The following is an 11,998-nucleotide window of genomic DNA, read 5'->3' as shown; positions in this document are numbered from 1 at the left end:
GTGAATATTGAATTTCTCTCCTTATCCTGTCGAATAGAAAAGATTTGGCTGCAAAATTATAACAATTTAGCATATAAACATCGATTTTGAGAGAAATATTTCAGTTTTTCGGCGGATTACTCATGCTTCCGTATAGTTGGACGTGGTTATTGGAGTAAAATGACCATTAGACATTCATTGGATTCTGCAAACTTTTTTGTTCCTTTGCAGAAAATTCCTAAAAAACACAGCCTATGAACCTGTTTGATCTCAATTTAACGCTGCCGATTTCTGATCCGACCTGGGTGTTCTTTTTGGTACTAATTATCATTCTTTTTGCTCCGATGATTTTGGGGCGTCTCCATATACCTCATATTATAGGCATGATTCTGGCGGGTGTGCTGATTGGCGAACACGGCTTTCATGTGCTCGACCGCGACAGTAGTTTCGAACTGTTTGGTAAAGTAGGACTCTATTACATCATGTTCCTTGCCGGTCTTGAGATGGATATGGAGGACTTTAAGAAGAACCGGACGAAAAGTTTCGTGTTCGGCTGGCTCACTTTTCTGATTCCTATGGCGTTGGGAATATGGAGTAGTATGAGTATGCTGGGATATGGTTTTCTCACGGCGGTGCTGTTGGCAAGTATGTATGCTTCCCATACCTTAATTGCTTATCCTATTATTAGTCGTTACGGATTGTCTCGTTTGCGCAGTGTCAATATCACCATTGGTGGTACTGCTGTCACCGTCACCCTTGCTTTGATTATTCTTGCCGTCATAGGAGGCATGTTTAAGGGGACTGTCGATGGCTGGTTCTGGGTATTTCTTGTGGCAAAAGTGGCTTTCCTCGGATTCCTGATTGTATTCTTTTTCCCCCGTATCGGACGATGGTTCTTCCGGAAGTACGATGACAGCGTGATGCAGTTTGTGTTTGTGCTGGCGATGGTTTTCCTCGGAGGAGGATTGATGGAATTTGTAGGAATGGAAGGAATCTTAGGAGCTTTCCTGGCGGGCTTGGTATTGAATCGCCTGATTCCTCATGTATCTCCTTTGATGAACCGGTTGGAATTTGTGGGAAATGCACTGTTTATTCCCTATTTTCTGATTGGTGTCGGAATGATTATTGATGTAAGAAGCCTGTTTACCGGAGGTGAAGCATTGAAAGTGGCTATTGTGATGACAGTGGTGGCAACCTTTAGTAAATGGCTGGCTGCCTGGATCACACAAAAGATCTATCGGATGCAGTCGAATGAACGGAGCATGATATTCGGTTTAAGTAATGCGCAGGCCGCAGCTACACTGGCAGCAGTGTTGATCGGTCATGAAATCATTATGGAGAATGGAGAACGGTTGCTGAATGATGATGTATTGAACGGTACGGTAGTGATGATACTTTTCACTTGTGTCATCAGTTCTTTGGTAACCGAACGTTCGGCACGTCGTTTTGCTCTGGATGAGAATGTACAGGCGGAAGAAGAAGCTAAAAAAGTAAATACGGAACAAATCTTGATTCCGGTGGCTAACCCGGAGACGATTGAAGATTTGATTAATCTGGCTTTAGTAATAAAGGATGCCAAGCAGAAAAATGCATTGGTGGCATTGAACGTTATCAATGACAATAACAGTTCGGAGAAGAAAGAGCAGCAGGGTAAACGTAATCTGGAGAAGGCGGCTATGATTGCCGCTGCCGCTGATGTGCCTGTTACGATGGTGAGTCGCTATGACTTGAATATTGCTTCGGGGATTATCCATACAATTAAGGAGTATGAAGCTACGGATATTGTGATCGGTCTGCACCGGAAAGCAAATATTGTCGACTCTTTCTTCGGACATCTGGCCGAAAGTCTGTTGAAAGGTACGCATCGTGAAGTGATGATTGCCAAATTCCTGATGCCTGTTAATACCCTGCGTCGAATCAATATTGCCGTTCCGCCAAAGGCCGAATATGAATCGGGATTCTCTAAATGGGTGGAACACTTCTGCCGTATGGGAAGTATCCTGGGCTGTCGGGTGCATTTCTTTGCCAATGAGCGTACATTGATGCGTGTTCAGCAACTTGTGAAAAAGCGACATGCAGGTACTCCGACGGAATTCTCCATATTGGAGGAGTGGGAGGATCTCTTGCTGTTGACAGGGCAGGTGAATTATGACCATTTATTGGTAGTTATCTCTGCCCGTCGCGGATCTATCTCTTATGATCCCTCTTTTGAACGTCTCCCGGCACAATTAGGAAAATATTTCTCTAATAATAGTTTGATAATTCTGTATCCCGACCAGTTTGGCGAACCGCAGGAAATTGTGTCATTCTCCGATCCTCGTGGACATAATGAGTCTCAACATTATGAGAAGGTCGGCAAATGGTTCTATAAATGGCTAAAGAAAAACTAATGGAAAGATACGACTGGCAACAGAGAACAGAACTCCTGTTAGGGGAGGAAAAGATGGAACGCATCCGGAGCGCGCACGTATTGGTCGTGGGACTGGGTGGAGTAGGTGCTTATGCCGCCGAGATGATCTGCCGTGCAGGCGTCGGACGGATGACGATTGTAGATGCCGATACAGTGCAGCCCACCAATATGAATCGTCAGTTGCCGGCCATGCATTCCACACTTGGGAGGACGAAAGCGGAGGTGTTGGCAGCCCGTTATAAAGATATAAATCCGGAGATTGAGCTGGCTGTCCTGCCTGTTTACCTGAAGGATGAAAATATACCGGAACTGCTGGATGCCGATAAATATGATTTTATAGTAGATGCTATTGATACGATCAGTCCGAAATGTTTTCTGATTTATGAAGCGATGAAACGTCATATAAAGATAGTTTCCAGTATGGGAGCAGGGGCGAAGAGTGATATCACCCAGGTTCGTTTTGCTGATCTTTGGGAGACGTATCATTGCGGTTTGAGTAAGGCTGTGCGGAAGCGTTTGCAGAAGATGGGAATGAAACGGAAACTTCCGGTGGTATTCAGTACGGAACAAGCCGATCCGAAAGCGGTATTGCTGACGGAGGATGAACAGAATAAGAAATCGACATGTGGAACAGTTAGTTATATGCCGGCCGTGTTTGGGTGCTATCTGGCTGAATATGTCATTAAACGATTATAAGGCTATTATGATAAAACTAGAAGGGATTACGAAGAGTTTCGGCTCATTACAGGTGTTGAAAGGCATTGATCTGGAAATCAACAAAGGAGAAATTGTTAGTATTGTAGGCCCGAGCGGTGCGGGTAAAACTACGTTATTGCAGATAATGGGCACTTTAGATGAACCGGACGCAGGTGTGGTACAGATTGACGGAACAGTGGTGAGTCGGATGAAGGAGAAAGAACTATCTGCATTTCGTAATAAGAATATTGGTTTTGTTTTCCAGTTTCACCAACTACTGCCGGAGTTCACGGCATTGGAAAATGTGATGATTCCCGCTTTAATCGCCGGGGTATCTTCGAAGGAGGCGCACGAACGCGCTATGAAGATTCTGGATTTTATGGGACTGGTTGACAGGGCTTCTCATAAACCGAATGAATTGTCGGGAGGCGAGAAACAACGGGTGGCGGTAGCGAGGGCTTTAATCAACGATCCGGCAGTTATTCTGGCAGACGAACCATCCGGTAGTCTGGATACACATAATAAAGAAGATTTACATCAACTGTTCTTCGATTTGAGAGACCGGCTGGGGCAGACTTTTGTCATTGTGACGCATGACGAGGGGCTTGCCAAAATTACGGACCGGACCGTTCATATAGTGGATGGTATGATTAAAAAAGATTAATTAGAGAACCTAATTTCTAAAAATGTATACCAAAAAGGTAGAGCCTTGCAAGTGTTCTATCTTTTAGCTATATATTTATAGTCGCTTCTCTACGGAAGTCTGTGAAGATGATAGTAGAGTGTTTGTTTTGTTTGTGTGTGATGCATTCTTGTCTGGTGTGATAGGAATGCATCTTTTTTTTATTAATTATAACAAATGTAGGGTTCTAGCCGTTCAAGATCAATAGGAGTGAACTCCTCGTAGAGAGATAATTGCTTCAGACTTTTTAAGAATCCTTTCTTTTTCCGATATTCTATGATAACCTTTGCTTGGTAGTAGTTTATGTATGGATGATGCATCATTCGTTCCATACCGGCTTTATTTACATTGATGCGGCGTGTCTGATGGGTGTCAATGGAAAACCACGGACGGAGTTTCTCTGCCTTTAGATGAATCTCCTGTAACTGCTCTATTCGGAAAAAGCCTCCCAGCCGTTCGCGGTAATTCACAATCATCCGGGCAATGCTGCTTCCGATTCCCGGAATCTTCTTCAGTTCGGTGGTATCTGCGGAGTTGAGGCTGATGATAGTTCCCGGGAGATATTTCACAAGGGTGTCCCGTTGTATGCTTGGTGTGGTTAACAATCGTACCGTGTCTTTATTTGTCGAACTGAAATCTTCTGTAATTTGTATATAAGGACGAAGAGTCTGGTATTGTTCTTCCGTGAGTCCATATATCTTTCGGAAATCTTCTGGGTGGCGGAATTTACCTTGTTTATAGCGATAGTGCAGGATATTCTTTATCATCCAGGATGGCAATCCAAGCGAAAGAAAAGTAGTAGAGTCTGCGATGTTCGGATCGAACACCGCAAGTTTGATTTCCCTTTGAGGGGATGATTGAAAAGAATGACCGGACTTTTGGTGAGGTTGGGTTTCCCGGAGGGAGGAAATAAAGTCGTTGTATTCCTTATCGAACTTCTCGTTCTCTCTGCAGTCGGTATCTTCAGCGTGTGTGAAAAAGGAGAAGAGTTTAGGGGCGGCATATACTCCTAAAATAAGAACGACAAGGACGATAATGCCTTGTCGTTCAGTTTTAGTATAATAAAGGAAGTCTTTCCACATTATAGCTTGATTAATCCCAGTTCATTGATAAATATCAGTGAGATGGCGATTGGGGCGATATATTTTAATATAAAGATAATGAGTTTGTATACCGGTACCTTTAATGAACCGTCATTGGTAATCTCCGACCATACAATCTTCTTGTCCAGATACCATCCGGTAAAGAGGGAGATGCACAATCCGCCTAGTGGTAACATGATTTTAGCTGTTACAAAGTCGAAGAGGTCGAACATGCCCAGTCCGAAAACGGTAAATCCTTTCATGACTCCCAGTGATAATGAACAGAATATTCCGAGGAAGACACAACCGCCGGTGACTAACCTTGCTGCTTTTCCACGGGAGAGGTTGAACTCCTCATGTAAATAAGCGGTTACTACTTCGTGCAAGGAAATAGTAGAAGTTAAAGCAGCCATTGCCAACAACGCGTAGAACATGACAGAGAATATATATGCCAGTATGGGAACTCCGCTAAATGCCTGTTGGAATACATTAGGCAGGGTGATAAAGATCAGACTCGGACCAGAATCAGGTTGTATGCCTACGGAAAAAGCGGCCGGGAAGATGATAAATCCGGCTAGTATCGCCACAAAGGTATCAATGATTCCTACGCTGAAAGCTGTTTTAGTCAGGTTGGTTTCTTTGCTGAAATAGGAGGCGTACGTGCAAAGGCATCCCATTCCCAAACTCAATGAGAAGAACGCCTGTCCCATGGCACTCAAAAATACATTTCCGTCCACTTTGCTAAAGTCGGGCTTGAGCAGGAATTCGATACCTGCACCGGCTCCCGGCAGAGTGACCGAGCAAACAACCAGTATGAGGATAATGATAAACAGGGTAGGCATCATGATCTTGGAGGACTTTTCGATTCCTTTTTCTACCCCTTTCACAATGATGAAATGAGTAATCAGCAAGAATGCCACCAACCATACAACCGGTCTCCACGGATTACTGGAGAACTGTTGAAAAGAGGATATGAACTCTCCGGAGGTTTTTCCGGCAAAGCCATTAGTAGCAGCTTCAAAAATATATTCGAGTGTCCATCCTGCTACTACAGCATAATAACTAAGTATCAGGAAGCCAGCCAATACTCCCATGCGTCCTACCCAACGCCAATGTGTTCCAGGTGCTAATTTCTGATACGCTCTCGCTGTGTTAGCTCTCGAACGGCGTCCTATCAGGAACTCGGCAATCATAATAGGCAATCCCAGAAGAAGAATGCAGCCTAAATAGATCAATATAAAAGCAGCGCCTCCATGGTTTCCTGTTTCATAGGGAAACCTCCATATATTACCCAATCCGACTGCAGAGCCGGCAGAAGCGAGTATGACTCCTAATTTACTGCCGAAGTTTGCTCTATCATTTTTTGCCATAAATCTTGTTTTATCTTACAAATCGTTATAAAATATACGTATTAGAGCGCAAATATAGAAAATGATACTTATATTTGCACGAAAATTGTAATATTATTTAGATATGCTATCTTATATTAAGAAATATCCGATCTCGCTTTTTATCATTCTGACAGTGATTTATCTGTCGTTCTTTAAACCGCCTAAGACGGATTTAGATGAAATTCCCAACCTCGACAAACTGGTTCATGTTTGTATGTATTTTGGTATGTCGGGAATGTTGTGGCTGGAATTTTTGCGTGCACATCGCAGGGACAATGCTCCGATGTGGCATGCATGGGTAGGCGCATTCCTTTGCCCTGTACTTTTTAGTGGTTGTGTGGAATTACTGCAGGAATATTGCACTACTTACCGGGGTGGAGACTGGTTGGATTTTGCAGCTAATACTACGGGAGCGATTCTGGCTAGTTTAATAGCCTATTATGTCGTACGCCCCAGAATGATGAATAAGCAGTGAATGAAAAATAGAAACGGTGAATAATGGTTGCATCCAATATTCACCGTTTATCATTTACTGTTCACTCGTTTATTTTTCCGTTTACAAATACTCTACCGTTGAGCTAAGTTTGATTCCGTTAGAGCCTTTGATAAGAATGGTATACCCTTTGGGTTTGTCAGCTTGCAGGTCCTTTATAACTTCCTGCGCATTGGCGTAAGTCTTAAAAGAATGTTCGCTTGCGGCAAACAGTTCTCCTACGAGCCATACTTTCTCAAAACCACTTTCCTTTATGTAGTCAACGATTTTCTGATGTTCGGCCGGGCTTTCAGCACCCAGTTCGCGCATATCTCCTAATATGAGCATCTTGTGGGGGACTGTCATGTTCCGGAAGTTTTGCAAAGCAGCCATCATGCTGGTTGGATTTGCATTATATGCGTCGATGATAAGCGTGTTATCTTCTGTCTTTTTAAGTTGGGAGCGATTGTTCTGTGGCGTATAGCTTGCCAGAGCCTCATCAATCTTCTTCGCTTCCACTCCAAAGAAACGTCCAATAGTGATGGCAGCCAGGGCATTCGGGAAATTATATTCTCCGATCAACTGTGTGCGAACCTGATGGCGTTCACCGTCCTTACCGGCTTTCCATTCGAAAGCGAGATAAGGCGAATTGTCAGTAATCTGTCCGTTGACATAGAGATCATCTTCAGTTCCGTAAGAAATCAGGTTCAATCCCTGCGCGATATTCATCAAATAAGCGTTATCGTGATGAATAAAAGTGATGGCATCTTTCTTACGGAGGAAGTCATATAACTCTCCTTTAGTCTTAATCACTCCTTCGAAAGAACCGAATCCTTCCAGGTGAGCTTTACCTACATTGGTGATAATACCATAATCCGGTTCGGCTATTTCACAAAGAAACTTGATTTCTCCCGGATGATTGGCACCCATCTCGATAACAGCAAGGTCATGCTCCGGTTTCAAACGCAATAGAGTGGTCGGTACACCGATGTGGTTGTTGAGATTACCTAAAGTATAAAGCACGTTATGGGCTTGACAGAGAACACTGGAAATTAATTCTTTGGTGGTCGTTTTCCCATTAGTGCCCGTAATACCGATCACACGCGTTCCGAGTTGGCGGCGATGATAATTGGCAAGTTGCTGCATTGTCTGCAAGCAGTTGTCTACAAGTATATATCGTTTATCACCTTCTACGGCATATTCGGCTTCATCAATAATGGCAAATGCGCATCCGGAGTCTAGCGCTAGTTTTGCGAATGCATTACCGTTGAACGACTCACCTTTCAAGGCGATAAACAAAGAACCGTCCGGGCAGTTCCGGCTATCAGTAGTTACTGATTGGCAATCCAGAAAAATCTGGTAAAGAGCAGAAAGTTTCATAACCTGATCTTTTATTTAAAACGCTGCAAAGATAGGCTATTCTTTCGGATTTGATGGGAGTTCGGACAGATTTTTACTTAGGCATATACCAAAGGAAGAGTCAGTATCATCCGGCATCCGTCCGTATAGGAAGAGTCGATCCGGAGGCTGCCTCCTAACTTCTCGGCAATGCTCCGGCATATCGGCAGTCCGAGACCGGTGCCCTGTGTGAAAGAATTCATTTTGTAGAAACGCTCAAATACCGCCTCCTGCTGATCTTTCGGAATACCTGTTCCTGTATCGGTGACACTGATTTCAATTTTCTTTTCAGCTTCCAGTACGGAATAAGCTATGCGGATACTGCCATGAGTTGTAAATTTGGCGGCATTATGTGCCAGGTTGTTCAACACCTGTGATATGCGTTCCGAATTACTGCGTATGAGCAGGTTTTCTTTTGCAGGTTCGAACAGAACTTCTACATCCTTTTGCCTGTTGTCTTTGGCCACTTCAGAGGCAAGTTGACAGATCGTATTCATATCTGTTTCATCATCTGTGGGCAGTTGCTCATATTGATCCAGTTCCGATAGAGCGAGCACGTCAGTGACCAGTCGGAGCAAGTCGTTACTGTTGCTCTTGATAATATTGACAAACTCCTGTGTTTCCGGACTATTACTGTAGTGATCGCTTAACACCTGCGAGAAGCCTACAATAGAGTTGAGCGGTGTACGGATTTCATGGGTCATGCTCTGGATGAACGTTGTTTTCATCCGGCTGCTCGCTTCCGCTATGTCTTTGGCTTTACGTAATTCTTCCCTCGACACCGTAAGTTCCTCATTCTTTGTTTTGAGTTCTGCTTCCGAAACTTTCAGTTTGCGTTTCAGGAAGTTTTCTCTATAAAGGAATAAGAATAGAATACCTAATAAAATAATCAATGAGATAATCAATGTTGTTTTATTATGCAACTCCTTTTCCTGTGCCTGGAGCATTAGTTCTTTCTTTTCGGCATTGAGTTTCTCAACGTTTAGCAAGGTGGCAAATTCGCTGCTGGCTACTTGCTCATTGGCTATTTTTAAGGAGTCATCGGTGTTGATATACATTTGCAGATATTTGACTGCCATGTTCATATTCCCCATCTTCTGGTAGATTTCTCCCTGTGTACGATAGTGACTGCTGCTAAGTATACTTTCGCTTAAACGGTGCTCTTCCTTTTCTTGCATCTCTGCAGCTTCCAGTGCTTTTTGATATTGCCTGGTCTGCTGATAGTACAAACATTCTATATTATACAGTCTCTTTTTGATCGATTCCAGTCTTTTATCCTGTTCGAATGCAATCTGACATTCCTTCAATATTTTTTCGGCTGCCTGAAAGTCACCGAACTTGCTGTAATAGTTAACGTACTCCAACTTGGCAGATATTTGCTGTGTAGAAGAATTGGCTGTTGAAATGGCCTTTTCCACAGCTCTCAATGCTTCTTTTTGCTTTTTCTGGCTGATGTAATAGTTGGCTATCTGGGCATACGTCTGGGAAATATTATAGTTTTCGATATTGTATTTTTCAGTTAGTTCGATTTCCTTCAACCGCCATTCGAAGGCCATCGAATCGAATCTTTTGATAGTGTAGATTTGCGACATAATGTTGTAGCAACGGGACAAACCGGTTTTGTCATCCTCTTCCTGAGCTTCTTTTAACATATTTTGCACTTCATAAAGTGCTATGTTTGTTCTGCTTGTTTTTAAGTAATAGGTAACTAGCCTGTTGGCCCATGCAAAATAATAATATTTAGGCTGATGAGTGGCTTTGGCGAATTCTTTTACTTTGTTGGTATAGTGGATGACACTATCTTCATTGGTTCCCTGAAAATAATAGTAATCCAGTCGGGTGGCTATGGCTACTGCCTGCATTCGTTCATCATGCCGTTCACCGGCCATTCTGAACAATGTGTCGGACATGCTAAGCACAACAGGCTCTAATAAGTATTCTTGACAACGTTGATAATATTCATAGAGAGTAAAGTCAACATTGAAAGTTTCAGCCTCTTTTTGAGCTTTAGCAGTAGTGGTAAAGAACAAAATGAGGAAAAGAAATCCTACGTGAAATAGGGTTAATCGGCTCATGGTATGAATTTTTCGGTTTCTTCTATAGTTTGCAAATATACGTTTATTTCTTCTTTTTAGTACGAATACTTGCTTTTTTTATCTACATTTGTAGGCGATCTAAAAGGAATGTTGTCAATGATGAAACCTATATCTCCTATTTATATAAATGTAAAAGGGCGGTTGCTCGATCTTGCTACTCCGCAGGTGATGGGAATATTGAATGTAACTCCCGATTCTTTTTATTCCGGCAGCCGGATGCAGACCAAAGAGGACATTGCTGCCCGGGCCCGTCAGATACTTGATGAAGGTGCTTCGATAATTGATATAGGCGCCTATTCTTCACGGCCGAATGCCGAACATATTTCTGCTGAAGAAGAGATGAACAGACTGCGTATCGGTCTGGAAATCCTGAACCGTAATCATCCGGAAGCCATTATCTCTGTTGATACTTTCCGGGCTGATGTAGCCGAAGAATGTGTGAAAGATTATGGAGTTGCTATGATTAATGATATAGCTGCCGGTGAAATGGACCACCGGATGTTTCAGACAGTAGCCGACTTGGGAGTGCCCTATATTATGATGCATATGAAAGGAACACCCCAAAGTATGCAGAAAGAACCGTCTTATGATAACCTGATTAAAGACGTTTTCCTGTATTTCGCTCGTAAAGTGCAGCAACTTCGCGACTTGGGAGTGAAAGATATCATTCTCGATCCGGGATTCGGATTCGGAAAAACATTGGAGCATAATTATGAACTGATGGCGCATCTGGAAGAATTCCACATATTCGAACTTCCCGTTTTAGTGGGAGTTTCGCGGAAATCAATGATTTATAAATTATTGGGAGGAACCCCGCAAGATTCATTAAACGGGACAACCGTATTGGACACTGTTGCGTTGATGAAAGGAGCGCACATCCTGCGTGTACATGATGTGCGTGAGGCGGTGGAAGCTGTCCGGATCACAGAGAAATTAAAAATAGAGAGTGGATATGACAAATAAGAGGAGGGTGCATGTTTTTTGAGTTTGGCATAAAAGATTTTATCGATATCCTGCTGGTAGCTTTTGTTTTGTACTATACCTACAAACTGATGAAAGCTTCCGGCTCCATCAAGGTATTCACCGGAATTTTGGTTTTTATTCTGATTTGGCTGGTGGTGACACAAGTGCTGGAGATGAAACTGTTGGGTTCTATTTTCGACACATTGATGAATGTGGGTGTAATAGCGTTGATTGTGCTTTTTCAGGATGAGATACGCCGTTTTCTTTTGACTTTGGGATCTCATCGGCATGTCAGTGCATTGGCCCGTCTCTTTAGCGGATCGAAGAAAGAATCGTTGAAGCACGATGATATCATGCCCGTGGTAATGGCTTGTTTAAGCATGGGGAAACAAAAAGTTGGCGCATTGATTGTCATTGAGCATAATACTCCTTTAGATGAGGTCGTTCGTACGGGCGAATTGATTGATGCGGCAATCAATCAGCGTTTAATCGAGAATATCTTTTTCAAGAATAGCCCGTTGCACGATGGCGCAATGGTAATCAGCAAAAAACGTATCAAGGCGGCGGGATGTATCCTTCCTGTTTCCCATGATTTGAATATACCGAAGGAACTTGGCTTGCGGCATCGCGCAGCGATGGGAATCTCTCAACAGTCGGACGCACATGCCATTATTGTTTCAGAGGAAACGGGCGCTATCTCCGTAGCCTATCGCGGACAATTCTACCTCCGCCTGAATGCGGAAGAACTGGAAAGTCTATTGACAAAAGAAAACTGATTTTATTGTAATCACATACCGGACAAATGGTCGGAAGATGAGCATGGTAAAAT

Annotated in this window: 10 protein-coding genes; 6 read left to right on the top strand and 4 right to left on the bottom strand. The window is 43.1% G+C overall.

Annotation, left to right across the window (positions count from 1 at the left end):
• Nucleotides 1-233 precede the first annotated feature (233 nt).
• The 3 genes from NQ505_RS02230 to NQ505_RS02220 are packed head-to-tail and all read left to right on the top strand — an operon-like array spanning nucleotide 234 to nucleotide 3,749.
• Nucleotides 234-2,369 (top strand): cation:proton antiporter, encoded by a 2,136-nt coding sequence (locus tag NQ505_RS02230; RefSeq protein ID WP_004299709.1) that lies wholly within the window; start codon nucleotides 234-236, stop codon nucleotides 2,367-2,369.
• Nucleotides 2,351-3,085, top strand: a complete 735-nt coding sequence (locus NQ505_RS02225) for a ThiF family adenylyltransferase (RefSeq protein ID WP_085938514.1) — start codon at nucleotides 2,351-2,353, stop codon at nucleotides 3,083-3,085. The genes NQ505_RS02230 and NQ505_RS02225 overlap by 19 nt, the downstream gene beginning before the upstream one ends.
• A 7-nt stretch (nucleotides 3,086-3,092) precedes the next feature.
• Entirely contained in the window at nucleotides 3,093-3,749 is a 657-nt protein-coding gene (locus tag NQ505_RS02220) for an ABC transporter ATP-binding protein (RefSeq protein ID WP_004324555.1), read from the top strand.
• 182 nt (nucleotides 3,750-3,931) lie between these two features.
• Here NQ505_RS02220 and NQ505_RS02215 read toward each other — a convergent pair whose 3' ends face one another.
• Together NQ505_RS02215 and NQ505_RS02210 are read right to left on the bottom strand one after the other, a co-directional pair.
• Nucleotides 3,932-4,849, bottom strand: a complete 918-nt coding sequence (locus NQ505_RS02215; RefSeq protein ID WP_004305086.1) for a helix-hairpin-helix domain-containing protein — start codon at nucleotides 4,847-4,849, stop codon at nucleotides 3,932-3,934.
• Complete coding sequence (locus NQ505_RS02210) at nucleotides 4,849-6,219, bottom strand: sodium-dependent transporter (RefSeq protein WP_008997961.1); 1,371 nt, start codon at nucleotides 6,217-6,219, stop codon at nucleotides 4,849-4,851. Before NQ505_RS02210 ends, NQ505_RS02215 begins: the two co-directional genes overlap by 1 nt.
• Before the next feature lie 103 nt (nucleotides 6,220-6,322).
• On the opposite strand from NQ505_RS02210, the gene NQ505_RS02205 reads away from it, so the two are divergent.
• Complete coding sequence (locus NQ505_RS02205; RefSeq protein WP_008997960.1) at nucleotides 6,323-6,715, top strand: VanZ family protein; 393 nt, start codon at nucleotides 6,323-6,325, stop codon at nucleotides 6,713-6,715.
• An 81-nt stretch (nucleotides 6,716-6,796) separates the two neighbouring features.
• Here NQ505_RS02205 and NQ505_RS02200 read toward each other — a convergent pair whose 3' ends face one another.
• Together NQ505_RS02200 and NQ505_RS02195 are read right to left on the bottom strand one after the other, a co-directional pair.
• The gene (locus tag NQ505_RS02200; RefSeq protein ID WP_004299715.1) at nucleotides 6,797-8,092 is read right to left on the bottom strand and encodes a UDP-N-acetylmuramoyl-tripeptide--D-alanyl-D-alanine ligase; all 1,296 of its coding nucleotides are present in this window, start codon (nucleotides 8,090-8,092) and stop codon (nucleotides 6,797-6,799) included.
• Nucleotides 8,093-8,169: 77 nt separating this feature from the next.
• A complete protein-coding gene (locus NQ505_RS02195; RefSeq protein ID WP_008997959.1) occupies nucleotides 8,170-10,185 on the bottom strand; it encodes a sensor histidine kinase in 2,016 nt (671 codons plus the stop codon).
• Nucleotides 10,186-10,302: 117 nt separating this feature from the next.
• Here NQ505_RS02195 and folP point away from each other — a divergent pair, with 117 nt between their 5' ends.
• Both folP and cdaA read left to right on the top strand, forming a co-directional pair.
• Nucleotides 10,303-11,169, top strand: coding sequence for a dihydropteroate synthase (gene folP / locus NQ505_RS02190; protein WP_008997958.1), 867 nt, complete (start codon nucleotides 10,303-10,305; stop codon nucleotides 11,167-11,169).
• Nucleotides 11,170-11,180: 11 nt separating this feature from the next.
• Nucleotides 11,181-11,945, top strand: a complete 765-nt coding sequence (cdaA, locus tag NQ505_RS02185) for a diadenylate cyclase CdaA (RefSeq protein ID WP_004309664.1) — start codon at nucleotides 11,181-11,183, stop codon at nucleotides 11,943-11,945.
• The last annotated feature ends 53 nt before the right edge of the window (nucleotides 11,946-11,998 follow it).

It is taken from the genome of Bacteroides sp. D2 (assembly GCF_025147085.1).
Classification (GTDB): Bacteria; Bacteroidota; Bacteroidia; order Bacteroidales; family Bacteroidaceae; genus Bacteroides.
This window is presented reverse-complemented; position numbering and strand designations above follow the sequence as displayed.